This is a genomic window from Streptomyces sp. NPDC018693 (assembly GCF_044391385.1).
GTDB lineage: Bacteria > Actinomycetota > Actinomycetes > Streptomycetales > Streptomycetaceae > Streptomyces.
This window is the reverse complement of sequence record NZ_JBIRZZ010000001.1, coordinates 541,466-565,243: the sequence shown is the minus strand read 5'-3', so window position 1 is coordinate 565,243 and position 23,778 is coordinate 541,466. Positions and strand designations below refer to the sequence as shown.

Annotated in this window: 24 protein-coding genes; 10 read left to right on the top strand and 14 right to left on the bottom strand. The window is 71.7% G+C overall.

Going from position 1 to position 23,778, the window contains the following annotated elements; genetic code table 11:
• Window positions 1–381: 381 nt before the first annotated feature.
• A complete protein-coding gene (locus ACH5AC_RS02730) occupies window positions 382–2,982 on the top strand; it encodes a DEAD/DEAH box helicase (RefSeq protein ID WP_398859751.1) in 2,601 nt (866 codons plus the stop codon).
• 204 nt (window positions 2,983–3,186) lie between these two features.
• Window positions 3,187–4,065, top strand: coding sequence for an alpha/beta fold hydrolase (locus ACH5AC_RS02725; RefSeq protein ID WP_398859750.1), 879 nt, complete (start codon window positions 3,187–3,189; stop codon window positions 4,063–4,065).
• Between the two features lie 21 nt (window positions 4,066–4,086).
• On the opposite strand, the gene ACH5AC_RS02720 is transcribed toward ACH5AC_RS02725, so the two are convergent.
• Window positions 4,087–4,980, bottom strand: a complete 894-nt coding sequence (locus tag ACH5AC_RS02720) for an NYN domain-containing protein (RefSeq protein ID WP_398859749.1) — start codon at window positions 4,978–4,980, stop codon at window positions 4,087–4,089.
• Window positions 4,981–5,168: 188 nt separating this feature from the next.
• Here ACH5AC_RS02720 and ACH5AC_RS02715 point away from each other — a divergent pair, with 188 nt between their 5' ends.
• On the top strand, window positions 5,169–5,321 hold the full coding sequence (locus tag ACH5AC_RS02715; RefSeq protein ID WP_398859748.1) for a hypothetical protein: 153 nt from the start codon (window positions 5,169–5,171) through the stop codon (window positions 5,319–5,321).
• A 9-nt stretch (window positions 5,322–5,330) separates the two neighbouring features.
• On the opposite strand, the gene ACH5AC_RS02710 is transcribed toward ACH5AC_RS02715, so the two are convergent.
• The 4 genes from ACH5AC_RS02710 to ACH5AC_RS02695 form a co-directional block, all read right to left on the bottom strand.
• Entirely contained in the window at window positions 5,331–5,936 is a 606-nt protein-coding gene (locus ACH5AC_RS02710; RefSeq protein WP_398859747.1) for a MarC family protein, read from the bottom strand.
• A 173-nt stretch (window positions 5,937–6,109) separates the two neighbouring features.
• The gene (locus ACH5AC_RS02705) at window positions 6,110–6,970 is read right to left on the bottom strand and encodes a PHP domain-containing protein (RefSeq protein ID WP_398859746.1); all 861 of its coding nucleotides are present in this window, start codon (window positions 6,968–6,970) and stop codon (window positions 6,110–6,112) included.
• Between the two features lie 126 nt (window positions 6,971–7,096).
• Entirely contained in the window at window positions 7,097–7,738 is a 642-nt protein-coding gene (locus ACH5AC_RS02700) for a DUF6758 family protein (RefSeq protein ID WP_398859745.1), read from the bottom strand.
• 175 nt (window positions 7,739–7,913) lie between these two features.
• Complete coding sequence (locus ACH5AC_RS02695; protein WP_398859744.1) at window positions 7,914–8,498, bottom strand: suppressor of fused domain protein; 585 nt, start codon at window positions 8,496–8,498, stop codon at window positions 7,914–7,916.
• A 452-nt stretch (window positions 8,499–8,950) separates the two neighbouring features.
• Between ACH5AC_RS02695 and ACH5AC_RS02690 the strand changes: the two genes are divergently transcribed.
• Together ACH5AC_RS02690 and ACH5AC_RS02685 are read left to right on the top strand one after the other, a co-directional pair.
• Entirely contained in the window at window positions 8,951–10,087 is a 1,137-nt protein-coding gene (locus ACH5AC_RS02690) for a magnesium and cobalt transport protein CorA (protein ID WP_398859743.1), read from the top strand.
• A gap of 22 nt (window positions 10,088–10,109) precedes the next feature.
• Window positions 10,110–10,634: a hypothetical protein gene (locus tag ACH5AC_RS02685; RefSeq protein ID WP_398859742.1), complete on the top strand. Its 525-nt coding sequence runs from the start codon at window positions 10,110–10,112 to the stop codon at window positions 10,632–10,634.
• 72 nt (window positions 10,635–10,706) lie between these two features.
• Here the strand turns inward: ACH5AC_RS02685 and ACH5AC_RS02680 are convergent, their stop codons facing one another.
• The gene (locus tag ACH5AC_RS02680) at window positions 10,707–11,447 is read right to left on the bottom strand and encodes a hypothetical protein (protein WP_398860065.1); all 741 of its coding nucleotides are present in this window, start codon (window positions 11,445–11,447) and stop codon (window positions 10,707–10,709) included.
• 226 nt (window positions 11,448–11,673) lie between these two features.
• Between ACH5AC_RS02680 and ACH5AC_RS02675 the strand changes: the two genes are divergently transcribed.
• Genes ACH5AC_RS02675 through ACH5AC_RS02665 form a run of 3 tightly spaced genes read left to right on the top strand, consistent with a single transcriptional unit; the run spans window position 11,674 to window position 14,765 of the window.
• Complete coding sequence (locus ACH5AC_RS02675) at window positions 11,674–12,966, top strand: magnesium transporter MgtE N-terminal domain-containing protein (RefSeq protein WP_398859741.1); 1,293 nt, start codon at window positions 11,674–11,676, stop codon at window positions 12,964–12,966.
• The gene (locus ACH5AC_RS02670) at window positions 12,956–13,588 is read left to right on the top strand and encodes a DUF1003 domain-containing protein (protein WP_398859740.1); all 633 of its coding nucleotides are present in this window, start codon (window positions 12,956–12,958) and stop codon (window positions 13,586–13,588) included. The genes ACH5AC_RS02675 and ACH5AC_RS02670 overlap by 11 nt, the downstream gene beginning before the upstream one ends.
• A gap of 43 nt (window positions 13,589–13,631) precedes the next feature.
• Window positions 13,632–14,765, top strand: a complete 1,134-nt coding sequence (locus ACH5AC_RS02665; RefSeq protein WP_398859739.1) for an Mrp/NBP35 family ATP-binding protein — start codon at window positions 13,632–13,634, stop codon at window positions 14,763–14,765.
• Between the two features lie 75 nt (window positions 14,766–14,840).
• Here ACH5AC_RS02665 and ACH5AC_RS02660 read toward each other — a convergent pair whose 3' ends face one another.
• The 5 genes from ACH5AC_RS02660 to sigE all read right to left on the bottom strand — a co-directional run bounded on the left by ACH5AC_RS02660 (window position 14,841) and on the right by sigE (window position 20,438).
• Window positions 14,841–15,503, bottom strand: a complete 663-nt coding sequence (locus tag ACH5AC_RS02660; protein WP_398859738.1) for a hypothetical protein — start codon at window positions 15,501–15,503, stop codon at window positions 14,841–14,843.
• Window positions 15,504–15,673: 170 nt separating this feature from the next.
• Window positions 15,674–16,135 (bottom strand): sec-independent translocase, encoded by a 462-nt coding sequence (locus ACH5AC_RS02655; protein ID WP_398859737.1) that lies wholly within the window; start codon window positions 16,133–16,135, stop codon window positions 15,674–15,676.
• A gap of 196 nt (window positions 16,136–16,331) precedes the next feature.
• Window positions 16,332–17,990, bottom strand: a complete 1,659-nt coding sequence (locus ACH5AC_RS02650) for a S1C family serine protease (RefSeq protein WP_398860064.1) — start codon at window positions 17,988–17,990, stop codon at window positions 16,332–16,334.
• 784 nt (window positions 17,991–18,774) lie between these two features.
• Complete coding sequence (locus tag ACH5AC_RS02645; RefSeq protein WP_398859736.1) at window positions 18,775–19,731, bottom strand: zf-HC2 domain-containing protein; 957 nt, start codon at window positions 19,729–19,731, stop codon at window positions 18,775–18,777.
• Window positions 19,728–20,438, bottom strand: coding sequence for an RNA polymerase sigma factor SigE (gene sigE, locus ACH5AC_RS02640; RefSeq protein WP_398860063.1), 711 nt, complete (start codon window positions 20,436–20,438; stop codon window positions 19,728–19,730). Before sigE ends, ACH5AC_RS02645 begins: the two co-directional genes overlap by 4 nt.
• Window positions 20,439–20,673: 235 nt before the next feature.
• Here sigE and ACH5AC_RS02635 point away from each other — a divergent pair, with 235 nt between their 5' ends.
• A complete protein-coding gene (locus ACH5AC_RS02635; protein WP_398860062.1) occupies window positions 20,674–21,372 on the top strand; it encodes an O-methyltransferase in 699 nt (232 codons plus the stop codon).
• Window positions 21,373–21,459: 87 nt separating this feature from the next.
• On the opposite strand, the gene ACH5AC_RS02630 is transcribed toward ACH5AC_RS02635, so the two are convergent.
• Window positions 21,460–21,627: a DUF3117 domain-containing protein gene (locus ACH5AC_RS02630; protein ID WP_003966491.1), complete on the bottom strand. Its 168-nt coding sequence runs from the start codon at window positions 21,625–21,627 to the stop codon at window positions 21,460–21,462.
• A 386-nt stretch (window positions 21,628–22,013) separates the two neighbouring features.
• On the opposite strand from ACH5AC_RS02630, the gene ACH5AC_RS02625 reads away from it, so the two are divergent.
• Window positions 22,014–22,817: an enoyl-CoA hydratase/isomerase family protein gene (locus tag ACH5AC_RS02625; RefSeq protein ID WP_398859735.1), complete on the top strand. Its 804-nt coding sequence runs from the start codon at window positions 22,014–22,016 to the stop codon at window positions 22,815–22,817.
• A 15-nt stretch (window positions 22,818–22,832) separates the two neighbouring features.
• On the opposite strand, the gene ACH5AC_RS02620 is transcribed toward ACH5AC_RS02625, so the two are convergent.
• Together ACH5AC_RS02620 and ACH5AC_RS02615 are read right to left on the bottom strand one after the other, a co-directional pair.
• On the bottom strand, window positions 22,833–23,417 hold the full coding sequence (locus ACH5AC_RS02620) for a DNA-3-methyladenine glycosylase I (RefSeq protein ID WP_398859733.1): 585 nt from the start codon (window positions 23,415–23,417) through the stop codon (window positions 22,833–22,835).
• Window positions 23,414–23,773, bottom strand: coding sequence for a DivIVA domain-containing protein (locus tag ACH5AC_RS02615; RefSeq protein ID WP_398860061.1), 360 nt, complete (start codon window positions 23,771–23,773; stop codon window positions 23,414–23,416). The genes ACH5AC_RS02620 and ACH5AC_RS02615 overlap by 4 nt, the downstream gene beginning before the upstream one ends.
• Window positions 23,774–23,778 lie beyond the last annotated feature (5 nt).

The window sequence follows — 23,778 nt, the reverse complement described above, 5'->3', positions numbered from 1 at the left end:
TCACGGTGCTGATCAGCGCAGGTGAGCGGGGTCCGACGCGTGCAGCTGCAAGGCGGAGGAGGGCGTCGACGCGGAGCGTCGGCATCCGACGACAACGCCGCAGATGTGCGTGCCGGACCCCGCGCCTCCGGCATGATCCGCCGGGCAGGCTCGAGAGCGTCGGCAGAGGTCCCGTGTCATACGGCTTGCCCCAGTGGGTCGTCCGTAAGGCAGCCGACGTCCCCGGCACGGTCCGTCAACGACCCCCGCGCTCGCCTCGCACCGCGCCCACACAGAAGAGGCAGCACCCTGACTACGACGTTCAGAGATCTCGGAATCCTCCCCGAGACCGCCGAGGCCCTTGAGGCCGTCGGCATCACCACCCCCTTCCCCATCCAGGAGATGACGCTCCCCGTGGCCCTCTCGGGCACGGACGTCATCGGCCAGGCCAAGACCGGCACCGGCAAGACCCTCGGCTTCGGACTGCCGCTCCTGGAGCGCGTGACCGTCCCCGCCGACGTGGAGGCCGGCCGCGCCGCCCCCGAGTCCCTCACCGACGCCCCGCAGGCGCTCGTCGTCGTCCCCACGCGCGAGCTGTGCACGCAGGTCACCAACGACCTGCTGACCGCGGGCAAGGTGCGCAACGTGCGCGTGACCGCGATCTACGGCGGCCGCGCCTACGAGCCCCAGGTCGAGGCCCTGAAGAAGGGCGTCGACGTGGTCGTCGGCACCCCGGGCCGACTCCTCGACCTCGCGGGCCAGAAGAAGCTCGACCTCAAGCACGTCAAGGCGCTCGTCCTCGACGAGGCCGACGAGATGCTCGACCTGGGCTTCCTGCCCGACGTCGAGAAGATCATCGACATGCTGCCGGCCAAGCGGCAGACCATGCTGTTCTCGGCGACCATGCCGGGCGCGGTCATCGGTCTCGCGCGCCGCTACATGTCCCAGCCCACCCACATCCGCGCCACCGCGCCGGACGACGAGGGCGCGACGGTCGCGAACATCAAGCAGTTCGTCTACCGCGCGCACTCCATGGACAAGCCGGAGATGGTCGCCCGCATCCTGCAGGCCGAGGGCCGCGGACTGGCGATGATCTTCTGCCGCACCAAGCGCACGGCCGCCGACATCGCCGAGCAGCTGCAGCGCCGCGGGTTCGCCTCCGGCGCGGTCCACGGCGACCTCGGCCAGGGCGCCCGCGAGCAGGCGCTGCGCGCCTTCCGCAACGGCAAGGTGGACGTCCTCGTCTGCACCGACGTCGCCGCCCGTGGTATCGACGTCGAGGGCGTCACCCACGTCGTCAACTACCAGTCCCCCGAGGACGAGAAGACGTACCTGCACCGCGTCGGCCGTACGGGCCGCGCGGGCGCGAAGGGTACGGCGATCACGCTCGTCGACTGGGACGACATCCCGCGCTGGCAGCTGATCAACAAGGCGCTGGAGCTGGACTTCAACGACCCGCCGGAGACGTACTCCACGTCCCCGCACCTCTTCGAGGACCTCGGCATCCCGGCCGGCACCAAGGGTGTCCTGCCGCGCTCGGAGCGCACCCGCGCCGGGCTCGAAGCGGAGGAGCTCGAGGACCTGGGCGAGCCGGGCGGCCGTGGTGGCCGAGGCGGTCGCGGTGACCGGCGTGGCCGAGGCGGCCCGGACGAGTCCCGTTCCGCCGAGCGTGAGCGCCCGAGCCGTACGCCGCGCCGCCGTCGCCGTACGCGCGGCGGAACCGCCCTCGACGGGACGCCGGGCTCGGCCGAGTCGACGCTCACGAGTCCCGCGCCCGAGCAGACCCCGGTGACCGAGGAAGCCGGCGGCACCCGCACCCCGCGCCGCCGCCGACGCACCCGCAACGGCGCGTCCGCCGCTACGACGGCTGCGGCCCCCCAGGCCGCGGAGTCCCCGGAAACCCCGGAGTCCGTGCTGACGACGGCTGAGGGCCCGGCGCTGAACACCGCGCCGCAGCCCGAGACGACGGGCGAGACCTCGGAGACCCCGGAGACCCCGGAGAAGCCGCGCCGCCGCCGTACCCGCCGGAACGCGGAAGCGACGGCGGACCCGACGGTGACCGAGGCGGAGACCATCTCGGCCCCCGAGCCGGAACTCCCCGCCACGGACCCCAAGCCGCGCCGCACCCGCAAGGCAGCGGCGGCCGTGGAGACCCCGGCCGAGGCCGCCGTCGACACCGCCGAGGCCACGGAGACCAAGCCCCGCCGGACACGCAAGACCGCGGCCGCCAAGGCCGAGGCCGCCGTGGACACCGCCGAGGGTACGGAGACCAAGCCGCGCCGCACCCGCAAGTCTGCCGAGGCCGCCGTAGAGACGGCGGAGGCCACCGAGGCCAAGCCTCGCCGGACACGCAAGGCGGCAGCCGCCGTGGAAACTCCGGCCGAGGCTGCGGAGGAGGCCACGGCCGAGGTCAAGCCCCGCCGCACCCGGAAGACCGCGGCCACCAAGGCTGCCGAAGCGGCCGTCGACACCGCGGAGGCGACGGAAGCCAAGCCGCGCCGGACGCGCAAGACGGCCGAGTCCGCCGAGGCCGCTGCGGCTACCGCAGAGCCGACGGAGGCCAAGCCTCGCCGGACGCCGCGCAAGACCGCCGCCACCAAGGCCGCCGAAGCCGCCATAGAGACGGCAGAGGCCACGGAGGCCAAGCCCCGCCGCACCCGCAAGACCGCGGCCGCCAAGGCTGCCGAAGCGGCCGTCGACACCGCGGAGGCGACGGAAGCCAAGCCGCGCCGGACGCGCAAGACCGCCGCCACCAAGGCTGCCGAAGCCGCCGTAGAGACGGCAGAGGCCACGGAGGTCAAGCCGCGTCGCACGCGCAAGACAGCCGCAGCCAAGGCTGCCGAAGCGGCCGTCGACACCGCGGAGGCCACGGAGGCCAAGCCCCGCCGCACCCGGAAGACCGCCGCAGCCGCGGAGGTCCCCGCCGACGCGGTCGAGGCGAAGCCGAAGGCTCGGCGTACGCGGAAGGCGGCGGCTGCCGCCGAGGCGCCCGCCGAGGGCTGACAGCCCACCGCACCGTCGCACGGACGAACCCGACGGCCCGGCCCCGTACACCACGGGACCGGGCCGTCGGCCGTCTCCCGGACGGACCCAGCCCCAGCATCAGCCCCAGCCACCGACCACCCACCACCCACCACCCACCACCCACCACCCACCACCCACCACCGACCCACTGATGCCCATCGCCCGACCCGATAACCTCCCCCCGTGACCGAGCCCACCACCCCCTTCCCTCCACCCCCCAACGCCCGCACATACCCCCTGTACACCGCGCGCGGAGAGTTCGTCGTCGTCGATGCGCCCGTCGCCGACGGCGTGGACGCGAGGGGTGTGGTGATGCTGCTGCCCGGGTTCACCGGCAGCAAGGAGGACTTTCATCTGCTGCACGAGCCCCTCGCGGCGCGCGGCTACCGGACGATCGCCGTGGACGGGCGCGGGCAGAACGAGTCGGACGGGCCGGCGGACGACGAGTCGCCGTACGCGCAGGGCGAGTTGGCGCGGGACGTGCTCGCGCAGGCCGTCGCCGTGGGCGGCCCGGTGCATCTGCTGGGGCACTCCCTCGGCGGGCAGATCGCCCGCGCCGCGGTCCTGCTCGACCACTCCCCCTTCCACTCGCTCACCCTCATGGCCTCCGGCCCCGCCCTGATCTCCGACGCACAGCAGCAGCGCGTGAAGCTGCTGCACGACGCGCTCGCCGTGATGACGATGGCCGAGGTGTGGGAGGCGATCGTGGCGATGGGCCCGCCGGAGGAAGTCGGCGGCCCCGCCCGGGGTTTCGGTGGGCCGGAGCAGCTGCGGATGCGCTGGACCAATCACAAGCCCGCCCAACTGCTGGCCACCGGCCGCCAGTTGTGCGCGGAGCCGGACCGGGTCGCCGAACTCGCCGCCGTACCGCTGCCGTTCCACGTCCTGTCAGGCGCCCGGGACGACACCTGGCCGGTGCCCGTCCTCGACGAGATGGCGGCACGGCTGCGCGCACACCGGACCGTCGTACCGGGCGCCGAGCACTCCCCCAACCTGGACCAGCCCCTGCCGACGGCCCACGCCCTCGCCGACTTCTGGGACGAACACCCGGAGCCCCACTAGCGACCAGTACACCCAGTGCGCCTAGTACTGCCCCTGCAGGTGCTCCCAGAACCCGTCCCTCAGCGACCGCCGCAGATCCGCCTGGCCGCGCAGCGAGTACTGCAGGATGCCCTCGGCCTCCACCAGCAGGTCCTGGTCCACGGACCCCGGCAGATAGGGATGCCCGGGCAGCAGTTCCCCGAGGGACTCCCTGCCCCGCGCCGCCAGCCACTTCGCGGCGATCTGCGCGCCCGCGAAGCGCACGTCCTCACGGGTCGGCCGGGGCGTCGACGTCTCGTAGGCGGCGGGGGTGCGCCGGGAGACGTACGGCTTGAAGAAGTCGAGGTCGAGCGTGCGCTGGCTGTCGACCTCCCAGAGCAGGGGCTCGGCCTGGTTGCGGCCCTCGGGCGCCTCGATGCCCCAGAGATGGACCCGCGCTCCGTAGCCCTGCGCCGCCTCGACCGCCGAGACCAGGTCCTCGTCGCCGCCCAGCAGTGCCGCGTCGCTGATGGCGCGGTGACGGGCGAGGGACTCCAGATCGGTGCGGATCAGTGAGTCGACGCCCTTCTGCTGGTTGTTGGCGTTGAGGTTGCCCAGGCGGACCTTGACGTCGGGCAGCTCGGCGATGGACTGCTGCTCGGCGGTGTGGATACGTCGGCGGGCGCCGTCGTACCAGTAGACCCGCAGCAGCCTGCTGTCCGCGAAGATCGTGCGGGCCCGGTCGATGAGCGCCTCGATCAGGCCCTCGGCGTCGAGGTCGAAGGCGCGCCGGTCCTCGGTGCCGGCGACCAGCCGCCCGGCGGCCGCGTAGAGGTAGCCCGCGTCGACGAAGATCGCATGGGTCGAGGGGGTTTTGGCCACCTCGGCGAGCATGCGGGTCAGCAGTTCGTTGGTGCGGTCGATGCGGGCGGCGAGGGCCGCGAGGTCGTCGTTCATCACGTCCATTGTCCCGGCGGTCACGCTGCGAACACAACTGGTCCCGATCGGTCCCGGTGAGGGCACACGCCCGACCGCTTACCGGTCAGTAATTAGCTGTTCGAAAAATTTCTTTAGCGTAGGGAATGTTTGTAACAGAGGGCTTGTTGACTTGGACACGCAACAAGGAACGGACGAAGGGAGAAGCCATGCGCTTCGAGATCATGCGACTCGACGACGTCGACGGCACGCCCGTGGACAGCACCGTCGTGGACGCCGCCTCCGTCAACCGGATCGTGCAGCAGGCCGCCGCCATCGGACAGCGCCTGTGGATCCGCCCCGCCGACAATTCGGCCTCGTAGCAGCCGCGCTCAGGCGCCCTGGATCACCTGGGTGACACCGTTGATGATCTGCTGCACGGCGATCGCGGAGAGCATCATGCCCGCGAGCCGTGTCACCAGGACCACACCGCCGTCCTTGATGACCCGGATGATCAGCAGCGAGTAGCGCATGACCAGCCACAGCACGATGTGGATGGCGAGGATCGCCGACCAGACCGCCACCTGCATGGCGGCCGAGTCGGCCTTCTGGACGGCCAGGATGACCGACACGATCGCGCCCGGCCCCGCCAGCAGCGGCATGCCCAGCGGTACGAGGGCGACGTTGACGTCCTTCGTCTGCTTCGGCTCGTCGGTCTTGCCGGTGAGCAGGTCCAGGGCGATCAGCAGGAGCAGCAGCCCGCCCGCGATCATCAGCGCGGGCACGGAGACGTGCAGGTAGTTGAGGATCTGGTGGCCGAGGAGCCCGAACACGGTGATCACCCCGCCCGCCACGCACACGGCCTGGAAGGCCATCCGCTTCTGCGTCTTGCCGGGACGCCCTGCGGTGAGTGCGAGGAAGATCGGGGTGATCCCAGGGGGATCCATGATGACAAAGAGGGTCAGAAACAGTGAGCCGAAGACGGCGACGTCGAACATGAGTGCCTTGCAGAGGGACGAAACGGAGATGACACAGCGCGGATGACACAGCGCAGATGACGCAGCGCAGATGGCGCAGCGGGTGACGCGGCGCAGATACGGAGCGAAACGGACGGACGTGAGCCCGGGGGCTCTGCCCTCAGGGCCTGAGGGCCCTCAGGCCCTCAGGCGCCTCACGCGCCCCCGCCGGTCCCCGGCACGGGGAACGCCCCGGTCGCCCGCCGCGTGATCTCGCCGTACACCTCGGGGTCGGTCGTGTACTCGCCGAGCACACACGTCTTGCGGCTGCCGTGGTAGTCGCTGGACCCGGTGGTCAGCAGCCCGAGTTCCTTCGCGAGGCCGCGCAGCCGCGCCCGGGTGTCGGGGTCGTGGTCCATGTGGTCGACCTCGATGCCGTCCAGTCCGGCGGCGGCCATCTCGGCGATCGCGGACTCCGGCACCGTACGGCCCCTCTTGCTGGCGCCCGGGTGCGCGAAGACGGTCACCCCGCCCGCGGCCTTGACCAGCCGGATCGCCTCGAACGGATCGGTCTCGTGCTTCTCGACGTAGGCCCGTCCGCCGTCGGCCAGCCAGTCCTGGGTGAACGCGTCACTCACGCTCGGCACGACGCCCAGCTCCACCAGCGCGGTCGCGACATGCGGCCGCCCGACCGACCCGGCGCCGGCGATCCGCGCGACCTGCTCCCAGGTCACGGGCACGCCCAGCGCCCGCAGCTTCGCGATCATGCCCTTGGCCCGCGGCACCCGGTCGTCCCGCACCAGCTCACGCTCGGCGAGCAGGGCCGGTTCCTCGGGGTCGAACAGATACGCCAGCATGTGCATGCTGATCCCGTCGACACGACAGGACAGCTCGGCTCCGGTCACCAACGTGAGCCCGGCGGGCAGCGCGGCGGCGGCCTCGGCGTGCCCACGGGTGGTGTCGTGATCAGTCAGCGCGACGACGTCCAGCCCTGCCGCGGCGGCCTTGCGCACCAGCTCGGCGGGGGTGTCCGTACCGTCGGACGCCGTGGAGTGGGTGTGCAGGTCAATGCGCACGACGCGACTCCAGACGATGCCAGACGGAAGGGGACGCTTCAGCATAACGGCAATTCGAACGCCCGATGTCACACCCGCGCCCGCAGAGCGCCCCCTACATGGAAGCGCCCCCTGCACAGCGGAGCGTCACGGCTCGAGCAAGCGCGGCGAAAGCGCCCCGCAGGGCACCAGTTCCAACTCGGCCCCCGCTTCCCGCACATCCGTGAGCACCAGCTCGTCGTACATCAGCAGCCCCGACTGCTCGGGCCACACCACCGCCCACAGCCACATCCCCAGCGCCTCCCCCGCGAACACCGCACGGTCGTCCGGGCTGCCCGTGACATGCCACAGCGGCGTGGGCCGGCCTGCGGCCAGCACCTTGACCTGCGGCGGCTTCTCGACGCTCATGTACGGCCCCGGATCCGGCCCGTCGATGCCGGCGTACCGCGCGCCGAGACCGACGCCGAGTTCCTCCGCGACCAGGATCAGCTCGCCCATCCCGCCGAGCGGCCCGGGACCCGTGCACGCCACCGCGGTCGCACGGCCGCCGCTGCGGTCGTCACCGGCACAGGCCACGCCCGTGAAGAGCCAGCCGACCGGCAGCGGCCACGGCATCCACACCGGCACCTGGGTGCGGGCGACGACGACGCTGAGCGCCTCGACGCTGGGCGGGACCACGGGCTGCAGCGGATGCACCGTCCCGTGCACAGCGCACTGCCAGGAATCGGCGAAGAGACCGGGAGCCCTGACCCGGCCACCGCACTTCGGGCAACTGGGTTCGCCCCTCATAGAGCCCCACGGTCCTACCCCTGCCCCGTCACGTCAAGGACGATCACCCGTCCGGACGGAGACGCGACTGAATGAACCGTGCATCCATCAACCCGGCCAACGACGGCACCCCGGGACGGCGCACTCGCCAACTTCCCGCTTCCGGGCGCCGGTTGACCGGATCCCGTGAGGTTGCTCACTCCAGCGGGACGGATCCGCGGGCGGGGTCGCGCAGGTCCGTACCCTGCGTCAGCCACCGCTCCTGGAGCGCCTGGGCGCCGTGCACCCGCTTCCAGGCGGCCTCGTTCGGCGTCATCGGCAGCAGCGGCAGGAAGCGCACCGGGTCCATCGGCGCGTCCAGGTCCAGGTCCTCCACCAGCCCGCCCGGCTCGGCGACCAGTACGGAGCTGAACGCGGCGCCGGGCCACAGCGGTTCGCCCACGTCGAGCGAGGCGCCCGGGGCCACGACCACGCCCTCGACCTGCGGGGACGCGGCGAGCACGGCGAGCGGGCGAAGCACCTTGTCGGTGTCGGCGAGGCCGGCTCGCACGGAGAGGAACAGTTCGGCGCGCGGCCCCTTGACGGGGTCGGCGAGCAGCGCCGTGGGGTCGGTCATCGGGTGGGCGGACATGCCGAGGGTGGCGTAGCGGACGATGTCGCCCTCATGGAAACGGAGGACCTCGATGCGGTCCGTGCCGAGGAAGGTGACGGCGGCGCGCGCGTCCGGCTCGCCGAGCGCGGAACGCAACCGGGCCTCGACCAGAGGAAGAACATCAGCCATGCCGCGAGCATAGAACTCGTCAGTACCGGGCAAAGGAGCGCCTTGACACTTCAGTCGGCTGATACTCTTGCCCGGTGGTTCGGGGCAGCACGCATCGGCGTCGCGATCTAGCCCCCGACGCCCGAAGGAACTCCCTTACGAGGGACCGGCCGGAGGAGGTGGGGCTGTCATGGATCGAAGTCGACCGTGCAGTACCACTCGCTCTTCCGGCTGCTGAATCAGCTGTCCAGCTGCTCTGGCTCTGGCTTCCCGCCTTTCGCGCTCCCCTTCTTCCGGAAGAGCACTTCGTTTCGTCTTGCCTGATCTGAATCAGTAGCGAAGCTCGCCACCGCGACGGTGCGGTGCTCCCCGCTTTGTGGACGTGCCAAACATCCGACGTCAGGACGTCCCCATTCCGGGCAGTTCCAGCCGTCGTGGCGGACTTTCTTTGCTCGTCGCGAAGGAGCCCTGCCATGTCGATGATCCGCGACCTGCGTGCCGCCGTGGTCCGCCCGAACCGCCCCGTGCTGATGCGCAGGCACCAGAGCGGCGGCTACGACGGCGCCTACGAGCCCGTCTGCGACCCGGCGGCGTCGTCGGCCGTCGTCGACTGCGCGGTCTACCGGGACGGCGCCCGCGTCGTGACCGACAAGCCGCTCAGCCCGCACGAGGCGATGCGCCGGGTGCGGCGGGACGGCGGCTTCGTCTGGATCGGTCTGCACGAGCCGACCGAGGCCGAATTCGCCGGTATCGCCGGGGAGTTCGGGCTGCACCCGCTCGCCGTCGAGGACGCGGTCCAGGCCCACCAGCGGCCCAAGCTGGAGCGCTACGACGACTCGCTGTTCACCGTCTTCAAGACCGTCCACTACGTCGAGCACGACGAGCTCACCGCGACCAGCGAGGTCGTCGAGACCGGCGAGGTGATGTGCTTCACCGGGCGGGACTTCTTCATCACCGTCCGGCACGGCGGCCAGGGCTCCCTGCGCGCCCTGCGCCACCGTCTCCAGGACGACCCCGAACTGCTCGCCAAGGGCCCGTCCGCCGTGCTGCACGCCATCGCCGACCATGTCGTCGACGGCTACATCGCGGTCGCCGACGCGCTGCAGGACGACATCGACGACGTGGAGACCGAGGTCTTCTCGCCGGGCCGCAAGGGCACTCCGCGCGGCACCGACGCGGGCCGGATCTACCAGCTCAAGCGGGAGATCCTGGAGTTCAAGCGGGCGGTGTCGCCGCTGCTGCGGCCCATGCAGCTGCTGAGCGAGCGGCCGATGCGGCTGATCGACCCCGACATCCAGAAGTACTTCCGGGACGTCGCCGACCATGTCGCGCGCGTGCACGAGCAGGTCATCGGCTTCGACGAGCTGCTCAACTCCATCCTCCAGGCCAACCTCGCGCAGGCGTCCGTCGCGCAGAACGAGGACATGCGCAAGATCACGTCCTGGGCGGCCATCATCGCCGTACCGACGATGGTGTGTGGTGTGTACGGCATGAACTTCAAGTACATGCCCGAGCTGGAGTGGAAGTACGGCTACCCGCTGGTCCTCGGCGTCACGGTGGCCCTCTGTGTGGGCATCCACCGCACGTTGAAGCGCAACGGCTGGCTCTGAGCGCCGCCGCTAGGGTGATGCCATGACTAGCGAGCTGCTCGACCAGGCCCTCGTCGAGGAGGCCACCAAGAAGTCCGGCCTCATCTGGGTCACGGCGGACGGGGTCCCGGCCGCGCGTGCGCTGTGGCATGTCTGGCACGAGGGCGCGGCGTGCCTGGTCGGCGACGGGCCCGGCGAGCAGCCGCTGCCGGGGCTGGTGGACGGGGCGGCCGTGGAGGTCACCGTCCGCAGCAAGGACAAGGGCGGCCGACTGGTCTCCTGGCCCGCGCGGGCCGTCAAGCTGGATCCCGGCACCGAGGCATGGGACGCGACCGTCGCCGAACTCAAGGGCAAGCGCCTCAACGCGCCCGACGGCGAGGCGATGGTCGACCGCTGGCGGCGGGAGTGCCGGGTACTGCGCCTGGAACCGACCGGCACACCCCTGCCCCTCCCGGACAGCGCCCTGGCCACCCGCCCGGTCCCCTCCCCCGCCACCACACGCCGCCCGATCCCCGCGGGCCTGCCCCGCTTGCTCCTGAAGGGCCGCCGACGCAGGCAGGGCAAGTAGCGGACGCAGCGCATGCAGGGCGGATGCAGCGCATGTGGGGACGTGGACGCCGACGGCCGGTCCGACACCGCGCTACGACGTCGGCAGCTGCTTGCCGTAGTCGACCGTTTCCTCCTTCGGCGGGGGCTCCAGGTCGAAGTTCTGGCCCCACGCCGAGAAGGTGAGGGTGCCCGCGTCGCCGGCGCGGGCGAGGCGGAGGGGGTAGGGCCGGCCCTCCAGGGACACGTCGAGGGTGCCGCCGGAGCCGTCGTCGCCGGTGATGCGGATGGTGCGTACGCCCGCCTGCTTGTGGTGGCCGTCCGTCTTCAGGGTGCCGTGCAGTGTGAGCAGGCCGTCGAGGAGGACGTCCTTGTCCGTGAAGCCGCTGAACTCCTTGTACGAGGGGTCGCCCGTCGGCACCTTCACATACTTGCCGTCGAGCTTGTCGGCCGCGTCCGAACCGCCGTCGCCGCTCTTGCCGTCGACCTGCCCCCAGAAGTCCGCGTCGGCCTTCAGATACAGCTCCTCACCGATCCGCAGCAGCTGGAAGGTGGCCCCCTCCGAGGTGACCGACCCGGTGCCGCCGTCCGCCTTCAGCCGCATGTCGAGCTTGTAGGCGTGCCCGCTGGCGACCACGGTCCCCGCCAGCCGCACCGCGTCCACCGAGGCGGCGGCCGCCTTCGTCCGCTCCTGGATCTGGCCGGCGGGCAGCTTGCCGACCCCGTTCGTGCCCGCGTCCGGGTCCTCGCTGCATCCCGTCAACCCGAGTCCCGTCACGACCAGCGCGCACACGGCGCCCACCAGCGCGATCCGGCGAGTACGACCCTGGAGCATCGCAGTCACGGAGAGAGCTGCCTTTCTGCGGGGGTGTCCTGAACGGCGTACGGCAGCGTACCGGGATCCGAGATCGCGAACGGAGTCAGTCCGTCCGGACCGCTCACCAGGGCGTATCCGATCGGGACGGGCTAGCCTGAAGCCCGCAGATACGGGCAATTCGGAACAGAGACAGAGAACAGTCGGAACACAGACAGAGAACAGAGAGACAGAAGGACACCCCGCCATGGCAGCCGGCGCCCCCCGGATCTTCGTCTCGCACCTCTCCGGCGTCGCCGTCTTCGACCCGAACGGCGACCAGGTGGGCCGCGTCCGCGATCTGGTCGTCATGCTGCGCGTCGGCCGCAAACCGCCCCGCCTGCTCGGTCTGGTCGTCGAACTCGCCACCCGCCGCCGCATCTTCCTGCCCATGACCCGGGTGACCGGCATCCAGTCCGGCCAGGTGCTCACCACCGGCGTGCTCAACGTCCGCCGCTTCGAGCAGCGCCCCACCGAGCGGCTCGTCTTCGGCGAGCTGCTGGACCGCCGCGTCACCCTCGTCGAGACCGGCGAGGAGGTCACCGTCCTCGACCTGTCGGTGCAGCAGCTGCCGGCCCGCCGGGACTGGGAGATCGACCGGGTGTTCGTACGCAAGGGCAGGAAGACCGGCGCGTTCCGGCGTGCCAAGGGCGAGGCGCTGACCGTCGAGTGGTCGGCGGTCACCGGCTTCTCCCTGGAGGAGCAGGGGCAGGGTGCCGAGAGCCTGCTCGCCACCTTCGAGCAGCTGCGCCCCGCCGACCTCGCCAACGTCCTGCACCACCTGTCGGCGAAGCGGCGCGCCGAGGTCGCCGCCGCCCTCGACGACGACCGCCTCGCCGACGTGCTCGAAGAGCTGCCGGAGGACGACCAGATCGAGATCCTCGGCAAGCTGAAGGAGGAGCGCGCGGCGGACGTCCTGGAGGCGATGGACCCCGACGACGCCGCCGACCTGCTCTCCGAACTCCCGGAGGAGGACAAGGAGCGGCTGCTGAGCCTGATGCAGCCCGGCGACGCGGCCGACATGCGCCGCCTGATGTCCTACGAGGAGCACACGGCCGGCGGCCTGATGACCACCGAGCCGATCGTGCTACGACCGGACGCTACGGTCGCCGACGCGCTCGCCCGCGTCCGCAACCCCGACCTCTCCCCGGCGCTCGCCGCCCAGGTCTACGTCTGCCGCCCGCCCGACGAGACACCCACCGGCAAGTACCTCGGCACGGTCCACTTCCAGCGGCTGCTGCGCGACCCGCCCTACACGCTGGTCGGCTCGATCATCGACGACGATCTGCAGCCCCTCGACCCAGAGGCGCCGCTGCCCGTCGTGGCCGGGTTCTTCGCGGCGTACGACATGGTCGCGGCGCCGGTCGTCGACGAGGCGGGGTCCCTGCTGGGCGTGGTCACCGTGGACGACGTACTGGACCACATGCTGCCGGAGGACTGGCGGGAGACGGAGTTCCACCTGGAGGGGCCCGAGACGGATGGTGTCCGGCATGGCTCCTGAGCGAGAGGGCGGCCGGGACCGGCGGGACGGCCGGGAGGGCCGCGCGCACGCGAGCTCCACGGTCCGCGACCGCGTCCCCTCCGGCGCCACCGCCACCACCCGCCCGCGCGCCCGCCTGGACCAGCCGCTCCCGCCCCGGCGCCGGATCCTGCCCGAGTACGACCCGGAAGCCTTCGGACGGCTCTCCGAGCGCATCGCCCGCTTCATCGGCACCGGGCGGTTCCTGGTCTGGATGACGGTCGTGATCGTCGTCTGGGTGCTGTGGAACATCTCGGTGCCCAGCGACCTGCGCTTCGACGAGTACCCGTTCATCTTCCTGACGCTGGCGCTGTCCCTCCAGGCGTCGTACGCCGCCCCGCTGATCCTGCTCGCCCAGAACCGGCAGGACGACCGCTCCCGGGTCGAGCTGGAGCAGGACCGCAAGCAGAACGAGCGGTCCATCGCGGACACCGAGTACCTGACCCGTGAGATCGCCGCGCTGCGCGTCGGCCTGGGCGAGGTGGCGACCCGGGACTGGATGCGCTCGGAGCTGCAGGACCTGGTGCGGGAGCTGAGCCGCCACGACGGGCATGGCGTATTCCCGGCAGATCGGTCGGGAGCACGTGACGCAGACGACCGGTGAAGGGCTACCCGGGAGCCCCTCGGCTCGCCGTACCATCGTTCTCATGGCTACGGAAGACGCGGTGCGCGAAGCACTGGCGACGGTGAACGACCCCGAGATCAACCGCCCCATCACCGAACTCGGGATGGTCAAATCGGTGGAGATCGGCGCGGACGGCGCCGTCGCGGTCACCGTCTATCTGACGGTGTCCGGCTGCCCCATGCGCGACACCATCACGCAGCGCGTCACGGAGGCGGTCTCCCGGGTCGAGGGCGTCACCCGCGTCGATGTCTCGTTGGACGTCATGAGCGACGAGCAGCGCAAGGAGCTGGCGGCGGCCCTGCGCGGCGGCCAGGCCGAGCGTGAGGTCCCCTTCGCCAAGCCGGGCAGCCTCACGCGTGTGTACGCGGTGGCCTCCGGCAAGGGCGGCGTCGGCAAGTCCTCGGTGACGGTGAACCTGGCGGCGGCGATGGCGGCCGACGGTCTGAAGGTGGGCGTCGTCGACGCCGACATCTACGGCCACAGCGTGCCGCGCATGCTGGGCGCGGACGGCCGCCCCACCCAGGTCGAGAACATGATCATGCCGCCGTCGGCGAACGGCGTGAAGGTCATCTCCATCGGCATGTTCACCCCGGGCAACGCGCCCGTCGTCTGGCGCGGCCCGATGCTGCACCGGGCGCTCCAGCAGTTCCTGGCGGACGTGTACTGGGGCGATCTGGACGTCCTCCTCCTCGACCTGCCGCCCGGCACGGGCGACATCGCGATCTCCGTCGCCCAGCTCGTCCCGAACGCCGAGATCCTGGTCGTGACCACGCCCCAGCAGGCGGCGGCCGAGGTCGCCGAGCGGGCCGGTTCCATCGCCGTCCAGACCCACCAGAAGATCGTCGGCGTGGTCGAGAACATGTCGGGCCTGCCCTGCCCGCACTGCGACGAGATGGTCGACGTGTTCGGCACGGGCGGCGGCCAGGTCGTCGCCGACGGCCTGACCCGCACGACGGGCACCAACGTCCCCGTCCTCGGCTCCATCCCGATCGACGTCCGCCTGCGTGAGGGCGGCGACGAGGGCAAGCCGGTGGTCCTGACCGACCCGGACAGCCCGGCGGGCGCGGCCCTGCGGGCGATCGCGGGCAAGCTCGGGGGCCGCCAGCGCGGCCTTTCGGGACTGTCTCTGGGAATCACCCCGAAGAACAAGTTCTGACTCTTCCTACGACAGTGGGGGCGCCGTCTCACCGGACGGCGCCCCCATTGTTGTAGAACCCTCTGGGCGAACCCTCTAGGCGTCGTACGCCGCGATGTCCTTGATCATGGCGAAGCCCAGGCCGTACGCGCTCATGCCCCGGCCGTACGCCCCCACGTGGACGCCCTCCCGGGTGGAGCCGGCGAGCACCCAGCCGAACTCGGACTCCCGGTAGTGGAAGGGCGTGGGCACGCCGTCCACCGGCAGCGAGAGCGTGGACCACTCAGGGCCGCCCAGGTCGTCGGCGAGCGCCCACGCTGTCTCCGTCTGCTGGTCCAGCCAGTCGTCCCGCAGGCTGTGGTCCATCTGCCCGGGCCAGGTGAAGGACAGCAGCCCCACGCCCGCCAGCCAGGCCGCCGACGACACCGACGTGGCCTCCAGCAGCCCCGTACCGTCGGCGCTCCGCCGGGACGGGTTCGCGGCGACGGTCACCACGACCGCGAACCTGCCGCGATCCTCCCCCGCCGACTCGTGCCGTACGGAGGGCTCGTCACCGTGCCCGATGGACCCGTGCTCGACGGCCCCGTCGGCCGCCGTACCGACCTGCATCAGCCAGCGCGGCCCCGTGAACGCCTCGTCGAGGCCGTACCAGGGGAAGGGCGCCTCCAGGTAACCGTCTAGGGTGCGCCGGGCGGAGGGGACCTGCTGTCCGTCCTCCGCGGCCGGCGCCTGCGCGACTGCCCGACTCGTCGTCTCCATGTGCCCGGACGCCTCCTTGCTCTCGCCGGACCGGTCCGGCCCGCCCCCCTTCGGGCGGCACTACCCGTTCAGGTACGGTCCGCACAACAACTCGGCAGCATATCCACCCCGCCGCGGGCAGCCGGGAACGCGCCCGGCGCGCGGGGCGCGCGGGCGCCGTGTTCGAGCCGTCAGGTGGCGTCCGCGTCGAAGGGCGGACGGTCGTCCTTGCCCGTGTCCTCGGGCTTCTTGGTCATGTCGACACGAGGGGACGACGAGGTCGAAGAGGCCGACGGGGACGACGAAGACGGAGACGCGGAGCTGTCGGACTCGCGGCCGTGGACGGCGTCGGTGACCTCGGCCATCTCCTTCTTCAGGTCGAAGCCGTTGCGGAGTTCCTTCAGCCCCAGGTCCTCGTTCTCCAGCTGCTTGCGGATGAACGTCTTGGGGTTGAGGTCCTCGAACTCGAAGTCCTTGAACTCCGGGCCCAGTTCGCTGCGGATGTCCTGCTTGGCGCTCTCGGAGAACTCACGGATCTTCCGGATCGTGCGTGTCACGTCCTGGATGACCTTCGGGAGCTTGTCCGGACCGAAGACGAGCACGGCCAGGACGATGATCGTCACCAGCTCGAGCGCACCTATGTCATTGAACACCTGAAGCTCCTTGCGATGTCCGGGCCGGGACCACGGTACCTGTCGCACCTGTCCGACCGGTACCGTCCCGTGCGCTCCGAGTGCGTCGGTGCGGTCGGTTTTCCGCGTTGTTTGCCTTGTGGGGCGGTGTTTCGGGGCCTGATCTGTGAAGTTCCTGTCAGTACCCGATCGGTCCGGCTGGTCCGGCTGGTCCGGCTCAGTCCGACGAGGAACCGAGGACCAGGGAGAGCGTGCGGCGCGCGCCGTCGCGTTCGACGGTGAGCTCCAGCCGGTCGCCGGGGCGGTGGGCGCGGGTCTTGATGATCAGCTCCTCACCGGAGTGGACGCGCTGGCCGTCGACCTCCACGATGACGTCGCCCGCCTCGATACCGGCCAGGTCGCCGGGACCGCCCGGGACGACCGGAGGGCCGCCGTCGCCGCCCTTCTCGCCGACCCGGGCGCCGTCGCCGTCGTAGTCCATGTCGAGGGTGATGCCGATGACCGGGTGGGTCGCCCGGCCGGTGTTGATCAGCTCTTCGGCGACGCGTTTGCCCTGGTTGACGGGTATCGCGAAGCCCAGGCCGATGGAACCGGACTGGCCGCCGCCGATGCCGGAGCCGTCCCCGGCGGAGCGGATCGCGGAGTTGATGCCGATGACCCGGCCCTGCGCGTCGAGCAGCGGGCCGCCGGAGTTGCCGGGGTTGATCGGTGCGTCGGTCTGCAGCGCGTCCACGTACGACACGTCGCTGGCGTCGCCGCCCTCGCCGCCGGCGGTGATGGGCCGCTGCTTGGCGCTGATGATGCCGGAGGTGACCGTGCCGGCGAGGTCGAAGGGGGCGCCGATGGCGACGACCGGGTCACCGACCTGGACACTGTCGGAGTTGCCGAGGGGCAGGGGCTTGAGCCCGGTCACCCCGCTGACCTTGACCACGGCGAGGTCGTACCCGCTGTCCCGTCCGACGATCTCGGCCTCGGCGGTCTCGCCGCCGTTGAAGACGACGGTTATCCGGCCGCTGTCGCCGGCCGGCTCGACGACGTGGTTGTTGGTGAGGATGTGCCCGCGCGTGTCGAGCACGAAGCCGGTGCCGGTCCCGGACTTCTCTCCGCCGCCGACATGCAGGGTCACCACGCTGGGCAGAGCCCGGGCGGCGATCCCGGCCACACTGTCAGCGGGCCGCCCGGAGGGCTCGGCAGGGGCCTGCGGCAGCTCGATCGACCCGATCCCGCCATTGCGCTCCAGATAGACCCCTACGGCGCCACCCACGCCCCCGGACACCAACGCCACCGCCAGAGCCGCCCCCAGCACCGCCCTGCGCACCCGCGCCCGCCGCTGCCCCTCACTGACCACACCGGCACCGCTCTGCTGCAGGGGCCCCGCAGGGAGCGGGTAGGCGGCCCAGGGGTCGTAACGCTGCCAAGGGTCGGAGGGTGGTACGGAGGTGGGCGCAGGCATGGTGTGCGGTGCGGCCGGGTCGGGCGCGGGGCCCGGCGTGGCCGGCGTTGGCGCGCCAGATGCGGCGGCTGGTGCTGGGGGCGTATGCGCGGCGGGCGCTGTGGCCGGGGCCGCATGCGCGGCCGGTGCTGTGCCCGGGGCAGGGGACGTATGCGCGACTGGCCCTGTGACCGGCGCCGGCGACGCATGCGCGGCGGGACCTGCGGCCGCGGACGCTGTAGGCGCGGCGGGCGCTGTAACCGGGGCTGGGGGCACATGCGCGGCCGGTGCTGTGGCCGGTGCCTGCGACGTATGCGCGGCGGAATCTGTAGGCGCGGCGGGGCCTGTGACCGAAGACGAGCCGGAAGCAGCGTCGCCAAACGCAGCCGACGCGCTCTGGCCGACTGCACCGGAACCGGCACCAGGACCGGGCCCAGCAGCTATCCCGGACCCTGCGCTGGCACCGGCTCCAAGCCCGGACGCCGTACCGGCACCGGCTCCAGCACCGAACCCGGAACCCGCACCAACACCAGCGCCGAGCCCAGACCCCGCACCAACACCACCACCGACCCCAGCGCCAGGCCCGAGACCAGGCGCGACCTCCACACCGGCACCGGCACCCGGCCCGCCCACGCCCGCCGCTGCCGCCGGATGCTGCACCGGCGGTGCGGGCGCCCAGGGGCCCGGCTCGCCATACGGGGGCGTGCTGTAGGGATCGGGGTCGTGCAGCGGCTTGGGGCGCTCCGGCGCAACCGGCGGGTGCTCCTCGACGGGGCCGGGCCTCTTCACGGCGTCCGGGACATCGCCGGCCTCGGCGACATCGACTTCCCCGGAGGACTCGGCTCGTTCACCGGACCCAGACCCCTCGCCACCAGCCAAGCCTCCACCAGACAGCCCCTCGGCAGCCCCGGCACCACCCATGCCCCCACCAGGCGCCCGTTCGGGCATGGCTATCGGGCGGCTCAGTCGGTAGTCGCCGTCACCGTCACCACCGCCGGCTCGGCCCTGGGTTTCCGGCGGTGCCGGCCGTGCCAGTTCGAAGTCGCCGTCGTCGGCGGACTCCGCTGTGCCCTGCGCTCGTGGCCGGCTCCACCACTTCCCCTTCGTGGGCTTGCCCTCGTCCATGCTCTCCCCGCACGACTGAGCGCCCGGCCGGGTGGCATGAGGGCGCGGTCCGGTCTGGATTCAATCAGGTTCCGGGTGGGAGGCGCACCGCGTGGTGGTGAGGTCAGTGCTCCTGGCGGGCGGGGTGACCCGAGGTGGGGGTGGGTGCGGTGGCCGTGTCCGGGACGGGCGCGGCGATCAGGCCAGGAGGGGTGAACTCCGGTGCGGTGGACAGGGACGTCAGGGAGAGCGGCGGGGTCGCGCCGAGCGGGCGTATGAGCGGGGACATGGCCGCCGCTCCGGCCACCACGGGCGTGGTGATGCCCTCCCGGCCGGCGCCCGGCGTGGGCCCGCCGGGCAGCAGCGGCGCGGACACCTCGGTCGGGGCCACCGGGGTGTTGCCGTGACCGCCCTGACCGCCGCTCTGCGCGAGCAGCGGGCCGGTGCCCCGGCGCCGCTGGTTCTCGGGTGTGGCCGCCGAGCCGGTGCCGGAGGTGCGGGCCGGGGTGACATTGCTGCCGTTGCCCGAGCCGCCGCGGGCGTCCGCGGTGGGGTCGACGGGAACGCTGCCGGTCATGCCGCCCAGGGCGATCGCCGCGAGCGACACCGCGCCGGCTGCGACGAAGGCGAACCGCATACCGCGCGGCCGCTCGGCCTCGCCCCGCCCGACCGGGTGGATACGGAATCCGCGCCCCACGGGTCCGGGGGTGAGAACCGAGCCGTGGTCGCGGGTGGGATCGTAGGAGAGGGCGAAGGGCTCGCCTCTTCTCACCCCGAGGACACCGGGTCCTCCCCCGCCGAACGGCGTGCCGCCGCCGTCCGGGTCACCTCCCCCGGGGAGCCCCTGGAGCCGGGCCAGGAAGCTCTCGGAGGGGGCCGGTGGGGCCACCGCCGCGAAGACGTTCTTCAGCCGCCGCTGTGCGTCCACCTCCGCCTTGCACTTCGGGCAGGTGGCCACATGGGCGAGTACGCGCTCGCGCGCGTCATGACCGAGCTCTCCGTCCACCAGGGCGGAGAGTCGGTCTCCGAGATGCTGCTCTGCGAGGTGCCCCTCGGCAGGTTTCGGCCGTGATCCAGTCACGCGGTCGCGCCCCCTCCCCTCAGCACGGGCACGCGGGACACGAGCGAGCGACGCTCGGCGCGCGCCTCGGGCGAGCGGTGTGCGAGGGCCTTGCGCAGCTGGGAGCGGCCGCGGTGGATCCGGGAGCGGACCGTGCCGAGCTTGACGCCCAGGGTCGCGGCGATCTCCTCGTAGGACAGTCCTTCGATGTCGCACAGGACGACCGCGGCGCGGAACTCGGGAGCGAGGGTGTCGAGGGCCTGCTGGACGTCCGCGTCGAAGTGGGCGTCGTTGAAGACCTGCTGCGGGTTTGGCTCCTTGCTGGCGAGCCGCTCCGCCGCGTCCTCGCCGAGCGTGTCGAAGCGGATGCGCTGCTTGCGGCGGACCATGTCCAGGAACAGGTTGGTCGTGATGCGGTGCAGCCAACCCTCGAAGGTGCCGGGCGTGTAGGTCGACAGGGAGCGGAAGACCCGGACGAAGACCTCCTGGGTGAGGTCCTCGGCGTCGTGCTGGTTGCCGGTGAGGCGGTAGGCGAGCCGGTAGACGCGTCCGCTGTGCGTGCTGACGATCTCCTCCCACGTGGGCGGAGTCCACGCCTGCCCGTCCGCGTCGGTGGAGAAGGTCGCGGTCTGGGCTCGGCCGGCCGCGGGGCCGGTGGCGGGGCTGTGGTCAGCGGTGTCGGTCACGGATTTCGGCTTACCCGCCGATCCGAGAAAGCGCCGCAGCACTCCTCCCCGATCCACAGGCGCAGCCGCACCTCCCCTGTCAGCTCTGGTGGTGTCCAGTGGAGCCCCTACCATAGCCACCTCGCCCGTTAGGACCGGATAAGCGGTTTTACGAGAATTTGATCTGGGCTGATAGGGCTCATACGGCTGCGTCAGCAGTTGCTCGCCCACCCGCCCCGCCTCGTGATCCAACCGTGTCCCCCCGTCATCGTTCCCACCCTGTTAAACGCCCGGTCCCATCTGCGGGTTCCCGCCCGCAGCGGATACAGTCACGCCCAGGCAACCATGGGGACAGGAGAGGGCCATTACCGGCAACCGGCAGACGAGCTGGGCGTTCGCCGACGCCTATGTCGCCGAGGACGACGCGCTGCGCTGGGCCCGCGACCGGGCCCGTGAGGCAGGGCTGCGCTCGGTGTCGCCCAGCACGGGCGCCGCTCTGCGACTGCTCGCCGCCACGGTGGACGCCAAGGCGGTCGCGGAGATCGGCACGGGCACCGGCGTCTCCGGTATCCACCTGCTGCACGGCATGCGCCCGGACGGCGTGCTGACCACCGTGGACCCGGAGCCGGAGCACCAGCAGTCGGCCCGGCAGGCGTTCCGCGCCTGCGGCTTCGCCAGCAACCGGGCACGCTTCATCCCGGGCCGCGCCCTGGACGTGCTGCCCCGGCTCGCGGACGCCGGCTACGACCTGGTGTTCTGCGACGGTGACCGGCTGGAGCTGCTGGAGTACCTCGCGGAATCGTTGCGCCTGCTGCGTCCGGGCGGGCTGGTGGTCTTCGAGGGCGTCTTCGCCAACGGCCGCACGGTGGACTCCGGTCCCCAGCCGACCGAGGTCATACGGATCCGTGAGCTGCTGCGGACGGTCCGCGAGAGCCAGGAGCTGGTGCCGTCGCTGCTGCCGGTCGGCGACGGGCTGCTGTGCGCGGTCAAAAGATGACGGACGGTACCGGAAGGCGTCGCGAAACAGCCGCCCCGGCACCGAAGACGATGCCGGGGCGGCTGAAAGGGTATGGTCGCTGGCGCGTCAGCCGACGACTTTCTTGAGGGCGTCGCCGAGGGCGTCGGCCTCGTCCGGGGTCAGCTCGACGACGAGCCGACCGCCGCCTTCGAGCGGAACGCGCATGACGATGCCCCGCCCCTCCTTGGTCACCTCGAGCGGGCCGTCACCCGTCCGCGGCTTCATGGCCGCCATGCTCGTTCCCCTTCCTGAAACCAGCTCATCGTCAAAGCCGACGGCCCCTGAAGGGCACGCGCGGTCCTGGCCCATCAGGCTCGGGGCACGCGACACCGGCATCGAACACATTGCTTCCAAGCCATTATCCCGCATCTCAGGACCCGATGACCAACATCGGTCGGCATCGCTTGGGCAACGCGCGCGAGCAAAACCACTCAATTCGGGGATGTGGCTGCGATACTTCGCGCCCGCACGAAGCCATGCCGTCCGGAAACCGACCCGGATTCTTTGACGCAGCTCACACGACCGGTCCGCTGCGCGGGCGGCGATCTCCGTCATGCTGTCCTTCGGACAACCGACGTACTGAGCGGTACGTCAGCACCGCGACCTGGAGGGGACACGCCATGGCCGACACCGTGCTCTACGAGGTGAGCGACGGGCTCGCGACGATCACCCTGAACCGCCCCGAGGCGATGAACGCGCTGAACATCGCGACCAAGGTCGCCCTGCGGGACGCCGCGCGCGCCGCCGCGGACGACGACGCCGTACGGGCCGTGCTGCTGACGGCGGCCGGGGACCGGGCGTTCTGCGTGGGCCAGGACCTCAAGGAGCACATCGGGCTGCTGGCGGCGGACCGGGAGACCGGGGCGGGGCAGACGATGAAGACGGTCCGGGAGCACTACAACCCGATCGTGCGGGCGCTGGTGGAGGCGCCGAAGCCGGTGGTCGCCGCGGTGAACGGGGTCGCGGCCGGCGCGGGCTTCGGCTTCGCCCTCGCCGCGGACTATCGGATCGTGGCGGACACGGCGAGCTTCAACACGTCGTTCGCGGGTGTGGCACTCACCGCCGACTCCGGGGTCTCCTGGACGCTGCCCCGGGTGATCGGGCCGTCCCGGGCGACCGATCTGCTGCTGTTTCCGCGGACAGTGAAGGCGCAGGAGGCGTACGAGCTGGGGATCGCCAACCGGGTGGTGCCGGTGGCTGAGCTGAGGGCCGAGGCGGAGAAGGTGGCCCGGGGGTTGGCCGCGGGGCCGACGGTGGCGTACGCGGCGCTCAAGGAGGCCGTGGCGTACGGGCTCACGCACTCCCTCGCCGAGACGCTGGAGAAGGAGGACGAGCTGCAGACGCGCGCGGGGCGGTCGGAGGACCACGGCATCGCGGTGCAGGCGTTCGTGAACAAGGAGAAGCCGAAATACCTGGGTCGCTGACCTGACAGGACCGGCTCAGCAGCGGCGTACGACACACTCCGCCAGGTGGTCGTCCACCAGCCCGCACGCCTGCATCAGGGCGTAGGCAGTCGTCGGGCCCACGAAGCGCAGCCCCCGCTTCTTCAGGGCCTTGGACAGCGCCGTCGACTCGTCCGTCACGGCGGGGACGTCCGCCAGGGTCTTCGGTACCGAGCGGGTCGCCGGGTCCGGGGCATGGGACCAGATCAGCTCATCCAGGTCGCCCGGGGACCACTGCGCCAGCACGCGCGCGTTGGTGAGGGTCGCGTCGATCTTGGCTCTGTTGCGGATGATGCCCGCGTCGGCGAGGAGGCGGTGTCGGTCCTCGTCGGTGAAGGCGGCCACGGAGGCGATCTTGAAGTCGGCGAAGGCGGCGCGGAAGCCGGGGCGGCGGCGCAGGATGGTGATCCAGGAGAGGCCGGACTGGAACGCCTCCAGGCTGAGGCGTTCGAAGAGGGCGTCGTCGCCGTGGACCGGGCGCCCCCACTCCTCGTCGTGGTACGTCACATAGTCCGGCGTGGACAGGGCCCACGGGCAGCGCAGGGCGCCGTCCGCGCCGGCGAGGGCGGTGCCGTCGGTCACTGGTCCTCCTGGGCGGGCTTGTCCATGGAGACGTGCGGAGCGGTGTGGGAGGCGTGGGCCTGGGCGCCGGCCAGGGCGGACTCCAGGTCGGCGATACGGGAGTCCCGCTCGGCGAGTTCGGCGGCGAGGCGGGCGAGGGCGTCGTCGACGTCCGCCATGCGGTAGCCGCGGGCGGCGAGCGGGAAGCGCAGGGCGTCGACGTCGGCGCGGCTGACCGGGCGGTCGTACGGCAGCGGGTCGTGGAGCCGCTGGGGCGCGGCCTCCGGCAGGGGTCCGGTGCCCTCGCCGCCGCCCACCACGGCGAGGGTGACCGCGGCGACCACGACAGCGAGCGCGACGACCAGGAAGAAGAACATGACCA